Raw genomic sequence first — 18131 nt, forward strand, 5'->3', positions numbered from 1 at the left:
CCGGCGGTTCCGAGTCCAACTGACCGTCCTGGACTGAGCCCGTAGGACCGTCCCCGGCGGTTCCGAGTCCAACTGACCGTCCTCCGGACGGATCCCGGGCCGGACGCCTGTCCTCCGGCGGTCCCGAGCCCCGAGGACCGTTCCCCCGACGAGCCGATCCCAGGACCGCCACCTCGACGGTCCCCGATTCCGAACGACCGGCCCGCCCGGCGTTCGGCCTCCCGGCCCGGCGGGCGGCCGTGGTTGATCCCGCCACCCTGTCTCGAGCCGCATCGCCGCCCCTTCCGCATGCCACTTTCACCCTCCCGGAGTCTCTTCATGCCAACAACGCCTCCGCCTCCCCACACGGGCGGTCTACTCCTACTGATCCCCGGCACCGCGGGTCTGCTGACCATCGCGGTCCTCGGGATAGCCCTGCTGCTCTACCTGATCATGAAGGTGCGGCTCCAGCCGTTCGTCGCCCTGCTCGGCGTCAGTTTCGTCGTGGCGCTCGGCGCCGGAATCAGCGTGGAGGAGCTCTTCGGGACCGTCCAGCGCAGCACCGTCGTCGGCCTGACCCAGGGCGGGTTCGGCGGCATCCTCGGCAGCGTCGCCATCGTCCTCGGGCTGGGCACGCTGCTCGGCTCGATCCTTGAGGTCTCCGGCGGAGCCGAGGTCCTGTCGAAGTGGCTGCTGAATCTGTTCGGTGAGCGCCGAGCCCCGCTCGCCGTGGGCCTGACCGGTGTCATCTTCGGCATCCCGGTCTTCTTCGACGTCGGCATCTTCGTCCTCGCGCCGCTGGTGTACGCCGCCGCCAAGCGCAGCGGCAAGTCCCTTCTGCTGTACGCGCTTCCGCTGCTGGCGGGGCTGTCGATGACACACGCGTTCCTGCCCCCGCACCCGGGCCCCGTCGCGGCGGCCGGACTGCTGGGCGTCGACCTCGGCTGGATGATCCTGATCGGCGCAGTCTGCGGCATCCCGGCGGTGGCCGCGTGCTGGGTGTTCGCGGCCTGGGTCGGCGAGAGGATCTTCGTCTCCGTGCCGCAGGACATGCTTGAGGCGGCGGAGGAGGCGAAGGCGGCGGTCGCCGCGGACCGCAAGGCGCGTGGGGCGACAGCGAGCACGGCGCACTCGCAGGTCGGAGCGACCCGGGGCGATGGCACCGGCGCGGTGGTGGACGCGGGCCGAACCGATGCGCCCGCGGAGGACCCGGTCCCGCTGTCCACCGTCCTGCTCATCATCTGCACCCCGCTGATCCTCATCCTGATGGCGACCTTCTCCTCGATCACGCTGGACAAGGGCAATCTGCGGTCCGTGCTGGAGTTCATCGGCGACCCGTTCGTCGCCCTGACCGTGGCGCTGCTGATGGCCTACTACCTGCTCGGCGTCCGCCGCGGCTGGAGCCGCAAGAGCCTGGAGACCGTCACCTCGGCCTCGTTGAAGCCCGTCGCGGCGATCGTGCTGGTGATCGGAGCCGGCGGCGTCTTCGGCAAGGTCCTCAGCGCCAGCGGTGTGGCCCAGGCGCTTGCCGACGCCTTCCAGGACGCGGGCCTGCCCGTCATCGTCCTGGCCTGGATGATCTCCTCCGTCATCCGTATCGCCCAGGGCTCGGCGACCGTGGCCATCATCACCACGGCGGCGATCGTCAAGCCGCTGCTGGACGCCGGCGACTTCTCCCAGCCCCACCTGGCGCTGGTGATCGTCGCGATCTCCGCGGGCTCGATCATCGCCTCGCACGTCAACGACGGCGGCTTCTGGATCGTGTCGAGGTACTTCGGCATCTCCGAGCGCGACACCCTGCGCACCTGGACCGTTCTTGAGACGATCCTGTCGGTGACCGGGTTCGCCACGGCGAGCCTGCTGAGCCTGGTCATCTGACCCGGCGACCCCGATCGGACGGCCGAGGCGGATCGAGCCCGCCGAGGCCGTCCGAAAGGGCGTCACCACCCGCCTTCCGCCCCACCGACACAACACCATGGGCAGCGGCGCGCAATCCACCGCGCCGCTGCCCCAAACGCATCCGCAGCGCTGGGTTTCGGTCGCGTTTAGTGAGATTTCCACTGTCCGCGACATCCCCAGATGCCCTGTCCGTGGCTAAGCTGACAACGCGGGTCCGCCGAGGGGGCGAAGTGGGGGTCGGGTGCCAACTGCCATTGCTGTGACCAGCGCTGACCTCCTCCTCCCGGAGTACGGCCCCAGGCCGCACCACAGGCTTCCCGCCGCGGTCGTGCTCCCCGTCTCCGGCGACCTGCTGCCGGACCTCGGCGAGCAGTTGAGCGCGACGACGGCCGCGCTCGACCTCCATGGCCATCTGATCGTCCTCGTTCCCGCCGCGCTCGGTGCCGCGGGGCGCAGACGCCTGCACACCATTCGGGCCATTCTCGAAAGTGACCGGATAGCGCTGGTCGAGACCGACCTTCCGCCGCTCGCCGTCGCCCTGCTCGCCCTTCAGCTGCGCCGGCTGACCGGCACCGACCTCGGCCCCGGCGTGGTCGCGGGTGCCGCGCGGCTGCTGACCTACTACCTGTACGCGGGCGCCGTGCTCGGCAGCGTCACCAGGCTCGACCGCGTCGAGGTCGATCTCAAGTCCCATCTGCGGTCCTGGGTCCCCGGGGCCCAGTTCGCGGTCATGGCCAACCCCGAGGCGGGCCTCGCGGAGGTCGGCCCTCACACCCGCGTCGCCGGGCCCAACTTCCTCACCCACCTGGCCGTCGCCGCCCACGGCATGCACGACGACTGGGTCAGGGAGGACCTCGCCCGCCAGTGGCAGCCCGGGCAGGTGCACGAGGTGCCCCTGCCCGCCGCCTCCACGCAGTGGTGGGGGAACCACAAGCTCGTCGAGTTCGCCGCCTACATCCCCGACATCGGTGTGCTCTACCGGCTCGTCACCTCCGTGCGCAGGGAGTCGTGCGCGTGGTGCGGTCTGGAAGTGATCGGCGACCAGTGCCTGTTCTGCTCCGCCCAGATCGCCCTGAACGAGATAGGTCTGATCGGCTGATGAACTCACGTCAACGGCGCGGCATCATCCTGCTCGTCCTCTCCGTCGTCTGCGCCATCGCGGCCTTCGCCGGGGTGGTGTCGGTGATAAACGACGTGGAGTCCAAGGTCGGCCCCGAGCAGGCCGCCTACGAGCTCAAGGACGACGTGGACGCGTACACGAAGCTCGACGCGGGCCAGTTCCGCAAGGTGAGCATGCCGAAGCGGTGGATCCCCTCGACCGCGGTGCGCGACCTCGATGAGATCAACGGGCGGATAGCGGCCACCAACCTCAAGAAGGGGTCGCTGCTCCAGAAGGACATGACGGCCGACGTCCCCGATCTGCGGCCGGGCCAGCTGGAGATCGCCATCATGATCGACGCCGAGACCGGGGTCGCGGGCAAGATCCGCCCCGGCGACACGGTCAACATCTTCGCCACCTTCGCCGCCGACAACCAGGGCGGGCGGGCCGACGCCAACGGCACCAGGGCGTCCTCGCAGATCATCGTCAGCAACGCCCGGATCATCCACGTCGGCGACACCAAGTCACTGGAGCCGGACCGCGACAAGGTCCGCCGGTCCAGCCAGGGCGTGGCCATCACCTTCGCCCTCTCGCCGATGGACGCCCAACGCGTCGCCTACGCCGAGTCGTTCGCCACCCACGTTCGTCTGGCGCTCGTCGCCCCCGGCGACAAGACTGCGCTGAAGCCCGGTGAGCGCACCTACACCCTCGACCAGGACCAGTGAGAGGGAGTGCCAGTGACCATTCGCATCCTCGGCGGGATCGGCGACGCCGACACGGCAAGGGCACTCACCACCCTGCTCGCGCAGCTGCCGGCCGCCGAGCCGGGGCAGGTCGTCACGGACTCCACCGCCCTGCTGAACACCCTCGGGCGCCTGGCCGACGAGTCCCTGGACGAGCTCCCCGAAGTGGTGCTGGTCCATGAGCGCATCGGGCCCGTTCCCGCGCTGGAGCTGATCCGCGACATCGGTATGCGCTTCCCCGCGGCAGGCGTCGTCCTGATGTCCCAGGCGCCCACCCCCGACCTGTACGCGGCGGCGATGGACGTCGGAGCCCGCGGGGTCGTCGGAATGCCGCTGTCCTACGAGGAGCTGGCCTCCCGCGTGACGGCGGCCGCGAGCTGGGCCTCGGGGGTGCGCCGCCATCTGAGCCCCGGCGGCGCCGAGTTCCCCTCCGGGCCCGGAGGGACGCTGGTGACCGTGACCGGCGCCAAGGGCGGGGTGGGCACGACCGTGGCGGCGGTGCAGCTCGCCCTCGCGGCACGGGCGGCCGGCCGGGCCACCGCGCTGGTGGACATGGACCTCCAGGCCGGGGACGTGGCCTCGTACCTCGAAGTGCAGTTCAGGCGCTCGGTCGCCGACCTCGCGGAGATCAACGAGATCTCGCCGCGGGTCCTCCAGGACGCGATGTTCACCCACCCCACCGGCCTGTCCCTCCTGCTAGCCCCCGCCGAGGGCGAGCGCTCCGAGGACATCACCGACCGGGCCGCGCGCCAGGTGATCAACGCTCTGAGGTCCCGTTTCGAGGTCGTGGTGGTGGACTGCGGAACGCAGATGAACGGGGCCAACGCCGTCGCCGTCGAGATGGCGGACACGGCGGTGCTCGTCACCACCCCCGATGTGGTGGCCGTGCGCGGTGCCAAGCGGATGGTGCGCATGTGGGACCGGCTGCAGATCCGCAAGGCCGAGGACACCGTCCTCCTGATCAACCGCCACACCCGCACGACCGAGATCCAGCCGCCGCTGGTCGAGCGGATCACCGGCACCAAGGCGGCCAAGTCCGTTGTCCCCGCCGCCTACCGGGAGCTCCAGCCAGTCGTCGACGCCGGGCGCCTCCAGGACCTCGACACCCGCTCCACGGTCAAGCAGGCGCTGTGGGCCCTCGCCGCAGAGCTGGGCATCCTGCACTCCAAGAGCCTGGAGCTCGCCGGCGGCGGCCGCAGGGCCGCCCGCCACCAGGCCAGGCAGAAACAGCGCCTCGGCAGACGGGGACGGTCGGCGGGGGACCAGGGACAGGCCAGCATCGAGTTCCTGGGGATGGTCCCGACGATCCTGATCGTGCTGGCGCTGGTGTGGCAGTGCGTGCTCATCGGCTACACCTTCTCCCTCGCGGGCAACGCCGCCGACAAGGCGGCCCGGGCGGTGGCCACCGGGCACTCCTGCGAGGACGGCAAGGAGGACCTGCCGGGATCCTGGGAGGCCACGATCACCTGCACGACCGACGGGGACACCGTCCAGGCGAAGGCGGCGCTCAAGGCGCCGGTCCTCTTCCCCGGGGTGGCGTCGTTCCCGTTCACCGTCCACGGCAGCGCGGGAGCGGCGAAGGAGGAGCGCCCATGAACGCGATCCGGCGGGCGGAGCCGATCCGGCACGGGAAACGGGGCCGCTTCGCAGGACGCCGCGGCCGCGAGTGCGACCGCTCGGGCCGTGAGCGCGGGCAGGCCTCCATCGAACTGCTCGGCGTCCTGCCGATCCTTCTCCTGATCGCCGTCGTCGGCATCCAGCTCGGCATCGTCGCGTACGCCGCCTCCCAGGCGAGCACCGCCGCCCGGACCGCCGCCCGCACGGCCTCGCAGGACCTGCCGGGCAGCGACCCGCAGGGCGCGGGGACCGCCGCCGTCGCCGACTGGCTCCAGGACGACCTCTCCCTCTCCGTCACCGTCGACGACGAGGACGTCTCCGCCACCGCCAGGATCAGCATCCCGGCCCTCGTTCCCGGCATGAAGTCCATCGGCACGATCAACCGAACCGCGCACATGCCCAAGGAGTGAGCACGCGATGACCAGTCTGCGGGCGCGGCTGACGCACGAGGAGGCCCCCGAGCACAGCCAGGAGAGCCACCTGGTCGCCGCCTACCGGGCCAAGCTCCTCCAGGAGATCGACCTCGCCGAGATGTCGGCCCTCACCGCCGCCGAGCGCCGCTCCCGCCTGGAGCGCGTCCTCGGGCACATCATCAGCCGCGAGGGCCCGGTGCTGTCCAACAAGGAGCGCGCCACCCTCGTCCGCCGAGTCGTCGACGAGGCCCTCGGCCTCGGTGTCCTCGAGCCGCTGCTCGAGGACGCGTCCATCACCGAGATCATGGTCAATGGGCCGGACCACATCTACGTCGAGCGCTCCGGACGCGTCGAGCTGCTGCCGACCCGGTTCGCCAGCAACGAGCAGCTGATGCAGACCATCGAACGCATCGTCTCCACCGTCAACCGCCGTGTCGACGAGTCCAATCCCATGGTGGACGCCCGTCTGCCGACCGGTGAGCGTGTCAACGTCATCATCCCGCCGCTGGCCCTGACCGGTCCGACGCTGACCATCCGCCGCTTCCCCAGGGCCTACAAGCTCCAGGAACTGCTGGGGCTAGGCACACTCGACGAGTCGATGGTCATGCTGCTGTCGTCGCTGATCCGGGCGAAGTTCAATGTGATCGTCTCGGGTGCCACGGGCTCAGGCAAGACCACCCTCCTGAACGCCCTGTCCGGTCTGATCCCCGAGGGCGAGCGCATCATCACCGTCGAGGACGCGGCGGAGCTCCAGCTCCAGCAGAACCACGTCATCCGGCTGGAGTCGAGGCCCCCCAATGTGGAGGGCAAGGGCCAGATCACCATCCGGGACCTGGTGCGCAACTCACTGCGCATGCGCCCCGACCGCATCATCGTCGGCGAGGTGCGCGGCGGCGAGACGCTGGACATGCTCCAGGCGATGTCCACCGGCCACGACGGCTCGCTGGCCACCGTCCACGCCAACTCGGCAGAGGACGGGGTGATGCGCCTGCAGACGCTCGCGTCGATGAGCGAGGTCAAGATCCCCTTCGAGGCGCTGCGCGACCAGATCAACAGCGCCGTGGACGTCGTCGTCCAGCTGACCCGCCATGTGGACGGCGCCCGGCGGGTGACCGAGATCGCCATGCTGTCCTCGCGCGGGCGGACGGTGTTCACGCTCACCAGCGTCTGCCGCTTCGTGGCCCGGCCGATGGGCGCCGACCGGATCGTGCGGGGCCACTTCGAGCACTACCCGCTGCCGAGGACGGTCGCCCAGCGGCTCCATCTGGCCGGTGAGCCCGTCCCGCCGAAGTTCGGGGTCGCCTCCTCCGACGACGACCTCGACACGAGGGAGGCGCGGTAGCCGTGGACCGTTCTGCCCTGCCGGCCATCGGCGCCGCCGCGGTGGCCTGTGTGCTCCTCGTGTGGGGAGTGCACTCCTGGTCGCGCGGCCGGGCGCAGAGCGAGGCCCTGGTCGAGCGGCTGGCACTCACCTCGGGGGCGTCGGGCGCCGCTCCCGGCCGGCGCCGTAGGGAGCGCTTCTCGCGGTTCGACGTATACGTACGGGGGACCCGCTACGGGAGGTGGGTGGAGCGCAGGATCGCGGCGACGGGCCTGACGCTGACGCCGGGCGAGTTCACGGCGGGGATGCTCGGCGGTGCCGGGGCACTGTGGATCGTCGCCCATGTCGTCCTCGCCCCGTTCTTCGGGCCGATCGCCGCCGTGCTGGGCTCCTGGGCCGCGTTCGCGTTCCTCAACTGGCGCCGCCAGGTGAGGATCGAACGCTTCATCAACCAGCTCCCCGAGCTCTCCCGCGTCCTCGCCAACGCCACCCAGGCCGGCCTCGCCCTGCGCACGGCGCTGCCGATGGCGGCGGAGGAACTGGAGGCCCCGGCGGGGGAGGAGCTGAGCAAGGTGGCCAACGCCCTGGCCGTCGGGCACTCCCTGGACGACGCCCTGCGTGAGCTCCAGGAGCGCCTGCCCTCACGGGAGCTGGCGGTCCTGGTCACCACCCTCATCCTGTCCGCCCGCACCGGCGGTTCCCTGGTCAACTCCCTGCGCAACCTCACCGAGACGCTGGAGGAGCGCAAGGAGACCCGGCGCGAGGTGCGCACCCAGCTCGCCCAGATCCGCCTGACCGCCTACGCCGTCCCCGTCATCGGCATCGGCGCCCTGCTGATGATCGACCAGATCACTCCGGGCGCTCTGGCCGCGATGACCGGCGGCGGAATCGGCCAGGCGGCGGTCGTCGTGTCGCTGTCGCTGTACGCGCTGGGGTTCTTCCTCATCCGGCGCATGTCCCGCATCGAGGTCTGAGATGGCACTGTTGCTCGCCGCGGCCGTCGGGTTGTGCGTTCTGGGAGCCGCCTACGGCATCGCCCTGTACCGCAGGGACGCCAAACTCCCCACCGACCTGGCCCTCGCCCTCGAAGTCGGCTCCACCAGGACCGGCGCCGTCGGTTCGGCCGTCGACCGGCTGGGGATGCGCTACGCCCCCGCCGTGCTGCGGATGATGGGGCCGGAGCGGGTCGCGAGGACCCGCAACCGCATCGACTACGCGGGCAACCCCGGCGGTCTGACCCTCCAGCGCTATGCCGCCCGCAGGGCCGTGTACGGGGTGCTGGGCGGCACGGCCGCGCTGGTCTTCCTCCTGCGCGGCCAGTTCCTCGTGACCGTCCTGTTCGCCGCCTTCGCCTGGTGGTGGGCGGACGTCGGCATCTGGGCGGCCGTCCGCAAGCGCAAGGAGGAGATCGACCGCACCCTCCCCGACTTCCTCGACGTCCTGTCGGTGGTGGTGAGCGCGGGGCTGGGCTTCCGGCAGGCGCTGGAGCGGGTCTCCACGATGTACCGGGGCCCGTGGTCGGACGAGGTCTCCATCACGCTGCGGCAGATGGAGATGGGCATGGGCCGCCGCCAGGCCTTCGACGAACTGCGGCGCCGCAACGAGTCCGAGCAGGTCGGCCAGTTCGTGACGGCGCTTCAGCAGGGGGAGGACCTGGGCGCGCCCATCGCGGAGACGCTGATGCAGATCGCCCAGGACATGAGGCGCACGGACGCGCAGAACGCCCGGCGCAAGGCGGCGCGCACGGTACCGAAGGCAACGTTGGTGGTGACGACCCTGATGGTCCCGGCGACGCTGATCCTGCTGGTCAGCAGTCTGTTGCTGGGTTCGGACCTCAACATCACGTCATTCATGGGCGGGTGACTTCACCCGTGCCCTCTACCGGATCTGTGATTCCGCCCTACCTTTCTGTTATCGGAGAGTTCCAGCCCCTGGGAGGGGATACGGATGGTCGACCTCGTGACGAAGACGGCGGTCAAGGCTCGGAACGCGGTGGACCAGCGACTGGAGGCGATGAGGTCACGTCAGGGGGACGCGGGGCAGACCGCTGTCGAGTATCTCGGGATCGTCGTCATCATTGCCGCGATCATTCTCGCCCTGTCCGGCACGGACATCGGCCAGGCGATCAAGGACGGCATCATGAGCATGATCGACAAGGTGCTGGGCGCTTCGTGACCTCGTCCCTTCGCGACGACGAGGGGCAGGCGATTCCGCTCTACCTGGTGGCGGGAGTCGCACTGCTCTTCGTCGCGCTGGCCTTTTTCACCGTGGGACGAGCCGAGGACTCGCGCAACCGCACCCAGACGGCCGCCGACGCGGCGGCGATAGCCGCGGCGAAGGCGGACCGGGACGAGTTGCGTCCCGCCTTCCTCGACGCCCTGGACAGCGGGGACCTCGAAGCTCTCGAGGAACTGCTGAAGGGGCTGGACTTCGGCCCCGACCACTGCGCCGACGCGCAGGCCTACGCGGCCGCCAACAACGCGACGTACGTCAGCTGCAATGCTGTTGACGGTCCGCCGGGCTACGAGGTCGAGGTCAAGTCGGCAAAGAGCATGGGCAAGTCCGTGATCGACGGCACCGAGAACAAGCACGCGCAGGCCAAGGCGACGGCCGTCATCGAGCCTCGCTGCGAACTCGCCGACGGGCAAGACGATTCGGGGCCCTATCGGTTCACGTGCGACCAGGGGGAGCAGGTACTCGACGAGGACAACCCCGAATGGGGCCTGGATCTGGGTGACTTCTTCAAGATTCGGCTAAGCGACTGACGGTGATCGACAACATGAGGAACGGGACATTGGTGAAGTCACGTACGAGGGTGGCGGCCGTGGTGCTCGCTGCCGGTCTTGCACTCACCGTCGGCGGTTGCGGCGGCAGCGGCAAGAGCGACGACTCGAAGCGCAGTTCCACGCCCCGGCCCGGGAGTTCCAAGCCGACACAGACGAACACTCCGGTGCCCGAACCCACGGAGACGCTCGCCGAGGTGAAGGGCGAGAAGGACATCGTCGTCGCCATCACCGAAGCGACCCGGGACTCGGGGGGCTTCGTGACCGTCAAGGGCACGCTCACCAATGGTGGCACCCAGAGCTTCAGCGCCACCCGCTGGGTCGGCCAGGAGACGGAGGTCCAGAAGTCCGGATCCTCGGTCGCGGGCGCCGTCCTGGTGGACCTGAAGGGCAAGAAGCGCTACTACGTGCTGCGGGACACTGAAGGCAGGTGCCTGTGCACCACCGGGCTGAACCTCATCAGGCCCAGGGAGACCCGGCCCATCTTCGCCCAGTTCCCCGCCCCGCCCGCCGGGGTGACCGAGGTCGACTTCGAGCTTCCGACCATGCCGCCCGCCAAGATCACGATTTCGGGGTGAGCGCGCCCATGACGCCGAAACCACGCCGACTCACGGCCGGAGCCGTCGTCGCCGCCGCTGGACTGATACTCCTGTGGGCGCACCCCGCGGCGGCCGACGGCCCCACGCCGAGCGCCGCACCCTCCGCGCCCGTCGAGGTCGACGGGCAGGACTCCGATCTCCAGCTCGCCAAGGACGCCCAGCTCGCCCCGCCCAAGGTGCTCGACATCAAGACCGTCATCGAGGACGGCGGGGGCAACGAGCGCCGTTCGGAGACCAACAAGGACGTCACCTTCGCCCTCCAGACGGAGGTGCTCTTCTCCAAGGACAGCGCCGAGCTCTCCCCGGCCGCCATGAACCGGATCAAGGCGATCGCCAACGAGATCGACGACCAGGAGGCCAAGCATGTGCGGGTCTTCGGCTTCACCGACGACCTCGGCAGCAGCTCTCATGGCGATGTGCTGTCCAAGCGCCGTGCCGAGTCGGTCCGGCAGGCCCTCTCGCGCAATCTGGCCCCCGGCGTCACCTATGACGTCAGGGGCTACGGGGAGGACTATCCGATCGCCGACAACTCCACCGAGGAGGGCCGCAGGAAGAACCGTCGGGTGGAGATCACCTTTCCCAAGACCGAGGACTGAGCTCGAACCACACATCCTTTCCGGGACCCGTCGGGCATGTCCGCACACCCCACGCCGAAGCGCACGCCTCCACGAGTAAGAGCCCGCGGCCGCCCTCGTCCCCGGGCTCGGGAGTGCGCTGCTGCGGGAGTTCGGGGCTGTCGTCGTGCACTCCCACGCGGAGCCTGCCGTCCTCCCACTCCATGTGGACGGTGACGGGCAGCCCGGAGTGCACGATGCTGTTGGTGGCCAGTTCGCTGGCCAACAGGCAGGCCGTGTCCACCAGTTCGGGCTGGTGCTGCTGGAAGAGAGCGGTCTTGAGCGAGTTGCGGACCAGGCTCACCATCCACGGCTGCGGAGCGATCCTGAGGGCGTAGCACCATGCGGTTGACGGGGTCTCGGTCATTGCTGCCTCCCGGAGATCGGGGTGGTGCACTTCCGAATTACGGCCCGGGGGGTCGTCCTGTTCAATCGTGGCGGTACCCTGCGGTGCCGTTTGTCCGGCGGGTGGCGCCGCGCGACGCAAGGGAGGTGGCCGGATGGCCATCCGGAAGTCGACGATGCAGGAACAGGTGGGTCAGGCGATCGCGGAGATCGCGCCGGGAGACCGTCCGATCGTCACGCTGCACAGCATCACGGGGCCGAGCCCGTGGCTGATGAACGGGCTGGGCGTCATCGGCCAGCTCTTCGTGAAGTACTACTTCATAACGGTCACCGAGCAGGCCGTGGTGTTCCACAAGGCGAGCCGTGTCAGCAACCGGCCGAAGGAGCTTCTGTTCGCGATCCCGCGGACCCAGGCGCAGACGCTGATCAGCGACATCAAGCGCAACACCCTGTGGAGCTCGTTCCGCTTCCACATCCCGGGTGAGGAGAAGCCCACCCGCATCAACATAGCCCGCTACTGGCGTGCCGAGATGGACCAGCTCGTCGAGGCGCTCACCGGTGCCCGAGCGGCCTGACCGCCGTGCGAGGGGTGGCGGTCGCCGTCGGCACCGCCACCCCGGTCGTGTGCCGGTCCGTGCCCAGCTTCTCGTAGAGGCGGACGGCGTCGGCGTTGGCGTCGTGGACCATCAACACCACCAGTTCGATCGCCGTACGGATTTTTGAGCGGCGGCGGGGGCTACCGCGCTCCAGCATCCACGCATGTCAGGATGAAACGGGCATGTGGTTGATGGTGTCCGGTGGATGGCGTCTTCGGCGGGCGAGAGGCGAGGGGCACGCATGGGCGCGTGGGTGAACGTCGGTGGCCCGGTGGCCGGGGCCGCGGTGGCCATGGCGATCCTGCTGGCCGTCGGAAGCGGTACCGGGAGCGGGGCGCCGGAGGGATGGCGGGCGATGCGTGCCGGGGACGTCCTGATCATGCACCCCAAGCGCGGCTGGACGGCGGTCGAGGGCCGGGCGCTGCGCGGCGCCGCCACCGCGGCCGTCCTGCGGAAGAAGGGCAGGGAGGTCGGCCGGATCGCGATCCGGCTGGGACCGACGGGGGCGGGTGCGTCGGCGGCCGGTCCGCTGAGTCCGCGGACGGAGGTCCGCAGCGGCAGGCAGTATCTGATGGACGGCCGGCTCGTGGAGAAGGTGGAGTACAGCTACCTGCGCCACGGCATGCGGGTCAGCGGGATCGACGTGGTGAGGATCGACGGGCCGGAGTCCGTGCGGATCACCGCGGTCGAGGGAGTCCTGCGGGACACGGTGTTCAGCCAGATCCTCAACAGCCTGAGCTTCAGCGCCCGGGCGTGAGCGGGAAGGCGTCCACCTCCACCCGTGCACCCCGGCGCAGTCCCCAGCGCTCCATCGTGCCCGCCTCGGACTCCAGGACGTGCCGGGAGCGCAGCCGCACCCAGCCGAGGCGGCCGGGCCGCATCGTCCGCACCGACAGCACGGTGAAACGGCGGTCGAGGTAGGCGACGTCGATGGGGAAGCGCATCCCCAGGGTGTGGACACTCGCGGCGGGGGTGAGCAGGACCGCTCCCTCGATGCCGTCCCGGCCGAGCAGACCGCGGGTGCGGGCCCGGTAGGAGGCGGCTATCTCCACAGGGATTTCCAACGGGACGCTCTCACCGTCTTCAATACGGACAGTGCCCCGGCCGTCGCGCCAACGCCCGCGCCCCTCGGGGCGCTCACGTCCGTCACGCCCACGCATCGGATCTCCCATGAACCTGCCGCTCGTCGTCTCCGCCGCCGGGTTCGGCGCGCTCGCCGGGGCGCTGCTGCCCGGCGCCGTCCACCGGATGGCCGTCGAGCCCGAGCAGCCGTGGCGGGACGTCTGCCCCAACGGCCACGCGCTGCGCGGCCTGCTGCCCAAGTGCGGCCGGTGCTCGGCATGGTACGGGCCCGACGCCCGGCTGGCCGCGGCGGTGACGGCGCTCGTGTGCGGGCTGCTGGCGCTGGCCTCGGGAGCGCGGCCGGAGACCGTGGTGTGGCTTCTGCTGGCGCCGTTCGCCGTGCTGCTCGCCGCGGTCGATCTGCGGGTGCGGCGGCTGCCGGACGTGCTGACGCTGCCCATGGCCGCCGGGACGGCCGCCCTGCTGGGTGTGGCCGCGCTGATGCCGCACGGCGGCGGGTCGTGGGTGCGGGCCCTGCTGGGCGCGGGGGCGCTGGCCTCCTTCTACTTCGCGATGTTCCTGATCAGCCCCAGGGGGATGGGCTTCGGCGATGTGAAGCTCGCCCTGACGCTGGGGCTCGTCCTGGGCTGGTACGGCTGGGACACCGTCCTCGCCGGGGCGTTCGCGGGGTTCCTGCTGGGGGCGACGGCGGGGTTGGCCCTGATCGTGCTGCGCAGGGCCAACCGCGGTACCGCCATCCCCTTCGGACCGTTCATGCTCGCGGGCGCGCTGCTGGGGGTGCTGCTCGCGGCGTCCTAGCCGGCCGGGCCAGGGCGCTTCCGGCTGACCGGCCGACCCCTCGCGGCGCCCACGCGCTGTCAGTCCTCGCTGCTGCGGGACCAGATGTTCACGCCCGGCCGGTCCGTGGCGTGCTCGTCGATCTCCGCAAGCTCCTCCTCGGTGAGTCCGGGGCCGTCGAGCGCGGCCACGTTCGCCTCGAGCTGGGCGACGGAGGAGGCGCCGATCAGTGCCGAGGTCACCCTGGGGTCGCGCAGCACCCAGCTGAGCGCGAGCTGGGCCAGGGACTGGCCGCGGCGCTCGGCGACGGCGTTGAGCGCGCGCAGGCGGGCCACCGTCTCGTCGTTGATCAGCCGGGGGTCGAGCGACTTGCCCTGGGCGGCGCGCGAGCCCTCCGGGATCCCGTTGAGGTACTTGTCGGTCAGCAGTCCCTGGGCGAGCGGCACAAAGCCGATGCAGCCCATGCCCTCCTCCTCGAGGACGTCGAGAAGGCTGCCGGTGCCCGAGTCGTCGGTCTCGATCCAGCGGTTGATCATCGAGTACGACGGCTGGTGGATCAGCGCCGGGACACCCATGTCGCGCAGCAGGTGCGCGGCCTCACGGGTGCGCTCGGCGCTGTAGGAGGAGACGCCGGCGTACAGCGCCTTGCCCTGGTGGACGGCGGAGGCGAGCGCGCCCATCGTCTCCTCGAGCGGGGTCTCCGGGTCGAAGCGGTGCGAGTAGAAGATGTCGACGTGGTCGAGGTTCATCCGCCGCAGCGAGGCGTCCAGCGAGGACAGCAGGTATTTGCGCGAGCCCCACTCGCCGTAGGGGCCGGGCTGCATGTCGTACCCGGCCTTGGTGGAGATGACCAGCTCGTCCCGGTACGGGCGGAGATCCTGGTCGAACAGCTTGCCGAAGTTCAGCTCGGCCGAGCCGGGCGGCGGCCCGTAGTTGTTCGCCAGGTCGAAATGGGTGATTCCCAGGTCGAAGGCGCGGCGCAGGATGGCGCGCTGCGCGTCCAGGGCCCGGTCGTCGCCGAAGTTGTGCCACAGGCCGAGCGAGACGGCGGGCAGCTTCAGACCGCTGCGGCCGGTGCGCCGGTACTGCATCGAGTCGTACCGGTCGTCCGCCGCGCGGTACAGGTAGGGGGACGTCAGCGGGGGTGTCAAGGGGGATGTCGTAGCCACACTCCATCTCCTATCACGTGAGAAAGCTCAGTAGATTTTCGTACTCATACAGGTGTCCGATCGTGTGGATCGTGGAAGCCGATTACTGCGCCGACGCGGGTCCGCAGTAACCTGGCTGAGCGGTGGGTCGGTACGCGGGAGGGCTGGAGCCACGATGAAGCTGCGCGACTTGGTATACGGCCTCTATGCGCGCCGGGTGGAGTCCAAGCTCGACACGACCCAGGTCCCCAAGCACATCGGTGTGATCCTCGACGGCAACCGGCGCTGGGCCCGCGCGTCCGGCGGCACCACGGAGCAGGGGCACCGCGCCGGGGCGGACAAGATCCGGGAGATGCTCGGCTGGTGCGAGGAGACCGGTGTCGAGGTGGTCACCCTGTGGCTGCTGTCCACCGACAACCTCAACCGTCCGGCCACGGAGCTCGACCCCCTCCTGAAGATCATCGAGGGTGCGGTCAGCGGCCTGGCCGAGACCGGCCGCTGGCGGGTGCACCACGTCGGCACGCTCGACCTGCTTCCCGCCCACACCCAGGAGGTGCTCAAGACCGCGGAGGAGGACACCGCCTCGATCGGCGGAATCCTCGTCAACGTGGCCGTGGGCTACGGAGGCCGCCAGGAGATCGCCGACGCGGTCCGCTCCCTGCTCAACGAGCACGCCGGGCGGGGTACCTCGATCGAGGAGATGGCCGAGATCCTCGACGTCGAGCACATCTCCGAACACCTCTACACCCGCGGCCAGCCGGACCCCGATCTGGTGATCCGCACCTCGGGCGAGCAGCGTCTGTCCGGTTTCATGCTGTGGCAGAGCGCGCATTCGGAGTACTACTTCTGTGAGGCCTTCTGGCCCGCCTTCCGCAAGGTCGATTTCCTCCGTGCCATCCGCAACTACGCCGACAGGCACCGGCGGTACGGGGTCTGAACGGGTGTCGGCCCGGCCGCACGGCAGGTGTCACTCGAATGAACGTTGGGCGCCCGACGGCATGCGCGTCCTCGTAAGGGGGAATATCACCTGCAGATCGGCGCTCGGGCCACGGGCGCCGGCTGGCAGCGGGTGGCATGGGGTCATCCGCCCGGGAGGCCCTTTGCGAGCACACGCGCCGTTGCGAGGCAGTGCTGCCGCGGCATACCAGGGGGCCGGCACCCGGCCCTCGGGCCTGGTCCCGGTCCCGTCCCGCGCAACACCGCAGCGACCCGCGTATCCCGTTGGTGCTCGGTTGCGCTATACCGTCCGGGGCGCCGGTGCGCGCCCTGCGAGGGGGTACGTCAACAGGTGGTGGCAACCAAGAACCGCCGGGTGCACGACCGGCGCACTTACGTTCTCGACACCAGTGTGCTACTGGCCGACCCGGTCGCCATGACCCGCTTCGAGGAGCACGAGGTCGTGCTCCCCGTCGTCGTGGTCACCGAGCTCGAGGCCAAGCGGCATCACCCGGAGCTCGGCTACTTCGCCCGCCAGGCGCTGAGGCTGCTCGACGAATACCGGATCAAGTACGGCCGGCTCGACGCCCCCATTCCGATCGGGGAGCTCGGCGGCACCATCCGGGTCGAGCTCAACCACAGCGACCCCGGTGTCCTGCCCCCCGCCCTCCTGCCCAACGGGGCCCGGATGGGGGACAACGACTCGCGGATCCTCGCCGTCGCCCGCAATCTTCAGGCGGAGGGATACGACGTGACGGTCGTCTCCAAGGATCTGCCGATGCGGGTCAAGGCGTCCTCCGTGGGGCTTCTCGCGGAGGAGTACCGGGCAGAGCTGGCCATCACCTCGGGCTGGACGGGGATGGCGGAGCTCCACCCGTCCGCCGAGGACGTGGACGCGCTGTTCTCCGAGGACTCCGTCGACCTGCCGGAGGCGCGCGAGCTCCCCGTCCACACGGGGCTGGTCCTTCAGTCCGAACGCGGCAAGGCCCTGGGGCGGGTCACCGCCGACGGGCGGGTGCGGCTGGTGCGCGGGGACCGTGAAGTGTTCGGCATCCACGGGCGCAGCGCGGAGCAGCGGATCGCGCTGGACCTGCTGCTCGACCCGGAGGTCGGCATCGTCTCCCTCGGCGGCCGGGCGGGCACGGGCAAATCGGCACTGGCGCTGTGCGCGGGTCTGGAGTCGGTGCTCGAGCGCAGGCAGCACCGCAAGGTGATGGTCTTCCGTCCGCTGTACGCGGTCGGCGGCCAGGACCTCGGCTATCTGCCGGGCAACGAGTCCGAGAAGATGAGCCCCTGGGCGCAGGCGGTCTTCGACACCCTCTCGGCGGTGACGTCGGCGGAGGTGATCGAGGAGGTCGTCGGGCGGGGCATGCTGGAGGTGCTCCCGCTCACCCACATCCGCGGCCGTTCGCTGCATGACGCGTTCGTCGTCGTCGATGAGGCGCAGTCGTTGGAACGCAATGTCCTTCTGACCGTTTTGTCGCGGATCGGTGCCGGTTCGCGCGTGGTCCTCACCCATGACGTCGCCCAGCGCGACAACCTCCGGGTGGGCCGCTACGACGGTGTGGTCGCGGTCGTGGAGAAGCTGAAGGGGCATCCGCTCTTCGCGCATGTCACCCTCACCCGCTCCGAACGTTCCCCAATTGCCGCTCTCGTGACGGAAATGCTCGAAGACGGACAAATCTAGAAGAGGCGGTGCGGCGGAGCGCACATTCGGCCGATGCGCCGGGGCGAGGTCGGGAACGGGTCTTTCGAGGCTTTGGTCCCGGCCTCGCCGTCGTTCGCGGCCCGTGCCGGGGATGACCGCGTACGGTGGCCGTACGCCCCTCAAATCCCTTTTGTGCTGCGCGAATGCGCGAGGAACATCAGACTTTAGGGTGCCGGTGGCTACCCGCGCGGGCGAATGAGCAAACTCCCCCCGTAAGAACCGTGTGAGCTTTCCCACGCAACGGAGAATTGCGTCCGCACGTCCGGCTCGGGCAGGGTGTGGGTTCTGTCAGGCCCCGCGTACGGCAGTGATTACGGCGCCTCCTGAGGCGTCAGAGCACTACGCCAGAACTGAAGATGGATGCGCCGTACGCCGCCCGAGCACCATGCGACCCCTTCCCCGGGGACCGCACCGGGCCCGTGCCTTCCGTGACCACTGCCAAGGGAGGGCCAGCGCCAGGGGCACGATTTC

At 70.0% G+C, this 18131-nt stretch carries 21 protein-coding genes; 17 read left to right on the top strand and 4 right to left on the bottom strand.

What is annotated here, in order from left to right; genetic code table 11:
• Positions 1-318 precede the first annotated feature (318 nt).
• The 12 genes from IEY86_RS29365 (at position 319) to IEY86_RS29420 (ending at position 11049) form a co-directional block, all read left to right on the top strand.
• The gene (locus IEY86_RS29365) at positions 319-1857 is read left to right on the top strand and encodes a GntP family permease (RefSeq protein ID WP_229698861.1); all 1539 of its coding nucleotides are present in this window, start codon (positions 319-321) and stop codon (positions 1855-1857) included.
• 280 nt (positions 1858-2137) lie between these two features.
• The gene (locus tag IEY86_RS29370) at positions 2138-2977 is read left to right on the top strand and encodes a hypothetical protein (RefSeq protein WP_229698862.1); all 840 of its coding nucleotides are present in this window, start codon (positions 2138-2140) and stop codon (positions 2975-2977) included.
• Complete coding sequence (cpaB, locus tag IEY86_RS29375) at positions 2977-3702, top strand: Flp pilus assembly protein CpaB (protein WP_189134930.1); 726 nt, start codon at positions 2977-2979, stop codon at positions 3700-3702. Before IEY86_RS29370 ends, cpaB begins: the two co-directional genes overlap by 1 nt.
• Before the next feature lie 12 nt (positions 3703-3714).
• Positions 3715-5316, top strand: a complete 1602-nt coding sequence (locus tag IEY86_RS29380; protein ID WP_189134931.1) for a CpaE/TadZ family protein — start codon at positions 3715-3717, stop codon at positions 5314-5316.
• A complete protein-coding gene (locus IEY86_RS29385) occupies positions 5313-5747 on the top strand; it encodes a TadE/TadG family type IV pilus assembly protein (protein ID WP_189134932.1) in 435 nt (144 codons plus the stop codon). The genes IEY86_RS29380 and IEY86_RS29385 overlap by 4 nt, the downstream gene beginning before the upstream one ends.
• A gap of 7 nt (positions 5748-5754) precedes the next feature.
• Entirely contained in the window at positions 5755-7092 is a 1338-nt protein-coding gene (locus IEY86_RS29390) for a TadA family conjugal transfer-associated ATPase (protein WP_189134933.1), read from the top strand.
• A gap of 2 nt (positions 7093-7094) precedes the next feature.
• Positions 7095-8045, top strand: coding sequence for a type II secretion system F family protein (locus IEY86_RS29395; RefSeq protein WP_189134934.1), 951 nt, complete (start codon positions 7095-7097; stop codon positions 8043-8045).
• Between the two features lies 1 nt (position 8046).
• Positions 8047-8934 (top strand): DUF5936 domain-containing protein, encoded by an 888-nt coding sequence (locus tag IEY86_RS29400; protein ID WP_189134935.1) that lies wholly within the window; start codon positions 8047-8049, stop codon positions 8932-8934.
• An 84-nt stretch (positions 8935-9018) separates the two neighbouring features.
• Positions 9019-9246 (top strand): hypothetical protein, encoded by a 228-nt coding sequence (locus IEY86_RS29405; protein WP_189134936.1) that lies wholly within the window; start codon positions 9019-9021, stop codon positions 9244-9246.
• Positions 9243-9836, top strand: coding sequence for a pilus assembly protein TadG-related protein (locus IEY86_RS29410; protein WP_189134937.1), 594 nt, complete (start codon positions 9243-9245; stop codon positions 9834-9836). The genes IEY86_RS29405 and IEY86_RS29410 overlap by 4 nt, the downstream gene beginning before the upstream one ends.
• A 32-nt stretch (positions 9837-9868) precedes the next feature.
• Positions 9869-10432, top strand: coding sequence for a hypothetical protein (locus IEY86_RS29415; RefSeq protein ID WP_308425185.1), 564 nt, complete (start codon positions 9869-9871; stop codon positions 10430-10432).
• Positions 10433-10440: 8 nt separating this feature from the next.
• Positions 10441-11049, top strand: a complete 609-nt coding sequence (locus tag IEY86_RS29420; RefSeq protein WP_189134938.1) for an OmpA family protein — start codon at positions 10441-10443, stop codon at positions 11047-11049.
• Here IEY86_RS29420 and IEY86_RS29425 read toward each other — a convergent pair.
• A complete protein-coding gene (locus IEY86_RS29425) occupies positions 11024-11434 on the bottom strand; it encodes an ATP-binding protein (protein WP_189134939.1) in 411 nt (136 codons plus the stop codon). The two genes, IEY86_RS29420 and IEY86_RS29425, sit on opposite strands and share 26 nt — an antisense overlap.
• A 133-nt stretch (positions 11435-11567) precedes the next feature.
• On the opposite strand from IEY86_RS29425, the gene IEY86_RS29430 reads away from it, so the two are divergent.
• A complete protein-coding gene (locus IEY86_RS29430; RefSeq protein ID WP_189134940.1) occupies positions 11568-11987 on the top strand; it encodes a hypothetical protein in 420 nt (139 codons plus the stop codon).
• On the opposite strand, the gene IEY86_RS29435 is transcribed toward IEY86_RS29430, so the two are convergent.
• Positions 11965-12165 carry a hypothetical protein gene (locus IEY86_RS29435; protein ID WP_189134941.1) on the bottom strand — a complete coding sequence of 67 codons (201 nt, stop codon included), beginning with the start codon at positions 12163-12165 and terminating at the stop codon, positions 11965-11967. The genes IEY86_RS29430 and IEY86_RS29435 overlap by 23 nt on opposite strands.
• An 84-nt stretch (positions 12166-12249) precedes the next feature.
• Here IEY86_RS29435 and IEY86_RS29440 point away from each other — a divergent pair, with 84 nt between their 5' ends.
• Positions 12250-12765, top strand: coding sequence for a hypothetical protein (locus tag IEY86_RS29440; RefSeq protein ID WP_189134942.1), 516 nt, complete (start codon positions 12250-12252; stop codon positions 12763-12765).
• Here the strand turns inward: IEY86_RS29440 and IEY86_RS29445 are convergent.
• On the bottom strand, positions 12749-13168 hold the full coding sequence (locus IEY86_RS29445) for a DUF192 domain-containing protein (RefSeq protein ID WP_189134943.1): 420 nt from the start codon (positions 13166-13168) through the stop codon (positions 12749-12751). The genes IEY86_RS29440 and IEY86_RS29445 overlap by 17 nt on opposite strands.
• Positions 13169-13178: 10 nt before the next feature.
• Here IEY86_RS29445 and IEY86_RS29450 point away from each other — a divergent pair, with 10 nt between their 5' ends.
• Positions 13179-13889, top strand: coding sequence for a prepilin peptidase (locus tag IEY86_RS29450; protein ID WP_189134944.1), 711 nt, complete (start codon positions 13179-13181; stop codon positions 13887-13889).
• Between the two features lie 59 nt (positions 13890-13948).
• On the opposite strand, the gene mgrA is transcribed toward IEY86_RS29450, so the two are convergent.
• Positions 13949-15037: an L-glyceraldehyde 3-phosphate reductase gene (gene mgrA, locus IEY86_RS29455; RefSeq protein WP_373287109.1), complete on the bottom strand. Its 1089-nt coding sequence runs from the start codon at positions 15035-15037 to the stop codon at positions 13949-13951.
• Between the two features lie 154 nt (positions 15038-15191).
• Between mgrA and IEY86_RS29460 the strand changes: the two genes are divergently transcribed.
• Positions 15192-15953 carry an isoprenyl transferase gene (locus IEY86_RS29460; protein ID WP_189134945.1) on the top strand — a complete coding sequence of 254 codons (762 nt, stop codon included), beginning with the start codon at positions 15192-15194 and terminating at the stop codon, positions 15951-15953.
• A gap of 351 nt (positions 15954-16304) precedes the next feature.
• Positions 16305-17639: an RNA 5'-3' helicase PhoH2 gene (phoH2, locus tag IEY86_RS29465; protein ID WP_189134946.1), complete on the top strand. Its 1335-nt coding sequence runs from the start codon at positions 16305-16307 to the stop codon at positions 17637-17639.
• The last annotated feature ends 492 nt before the right edge of the window (positions 17640-18131 follow it).

Source organism: Wenjunlia tyrosinilytica, assembly GCF_014646055.1.
GTDB classification, from domain to species: Bacteria; Actinomycetota; Actinomycetes; order Streptomycetales; family Streptomycetaceae; genus Wenjunlia; species Wenjunlia tyrosinilytica.

What these genes read in the sequence shown, in the direction of transcription:
- IEY86_RS29385 (WP_189134932.1), top strand. Translation starts at nt 5,313, where the DNA reads ATGAACGCGATCCGGCGGGCGGAGCCGATCCGGCACGGGAAACGGGGC.
- IEY86_RS29425 (WP_189134939.1), bottom strand. Translation starts at nt 11,434, where the DNA reads ATGACCGAGACCCCGTCAACCGCATGGTGCTACGCCCTCAGGATCGCT.
- IEY86_RS29405 (WP_189134936.1), top strand. Translation starts at nt 9,019, where the DNA reads ATGGTCGACCTCGTGACGAAGACGGCGGTCAAGGCTCGGAACGCGGTG.
- cpaB (WP_189134930.1), top strand. Translation starts at nt 2,977, where the DNA reads ATGAACTCACGTCAACGGCGCGGCATCATCCTGCTCGTCCTCTCCGTC.
- IEY86_RS29435 (WP_189134941.1), bottom strand. Translation starts at nt 12,165, where the DNA reads ATGCTGGAGCGCGGTAGCCCCCGCCGCCGCTCAAAAATCCGTACGGCG.
- IEY86_RS29390 (WP_189134933.1), top strand. Translation starts at nt 5,755, where the DNA reads ATGACCAGTCTGCGGGCGCGGCTGACGCACGAGGAGGCCCCCGAGCAC.
- IEY86_RS29400 (WP_189134935.1), top strand. Translation starts at nt 8,047, where the DNA reads ATGGCACTGTTGCTCGCCGCGGCCGTCGGGTTGTGCGTTCTGGGAGCC.
- IEY86_RS29365 (WP_229698861.1), top strand. Translation starts at nt 319, where the DNA reads ATGCCAACAACGCCTCCGCCTCCCCACACGGGCGGTCTACTCCTACTG.
- IEY86_RS29420 (WP_189134938.1), top strand. Translation starts at nt 10,441, where the DNA reads ATGACGCCGAAACCACGCCGACTCACGGCCGGAGCCGTCGTCGCCGCC.
- IEY86_RS29440 (WP_189134942.1), top strand. Translation starts at nt 12,250, where the DNA reads ATGGGCGCGTGGGTGAACGTCGGTGGCCCGGTGGCCGGGGCCGCGGTG.
- IEY86_RS29445 (WP_189134943.1), bottom strand. Translation starts at nt 13,168, where the DNA reads ATGCGTGGGCGTGACGGACGTGAGCGCCCCGAGGGGCGCGGGCGTTGG.
- IEY86_RS29430 (WP_189134940.1), top strand. Translation starts at nt 11,568, where the DNA reads ATGGCCATCCGGAAGTCGACGATGCAGGAACAGGTGGGTCAGGCGATC.
- IEY86_RS29460 (WP_189134945.1), top strand. Translation starts at nt 15,192, where the DNA reads ATGAAGCTGCGCGACTTGGTATACGGCCTCTATGCGCGCCGGGTGGAG.
- IEY86_RS29450 (WP_189134944.1), top strand. Translation starts at nt 13,179, where the DNA reads ATGAACCTGCCGCTCGTCGTCTCCGCCGCCGGGTTCGGCGCGCTCGCC.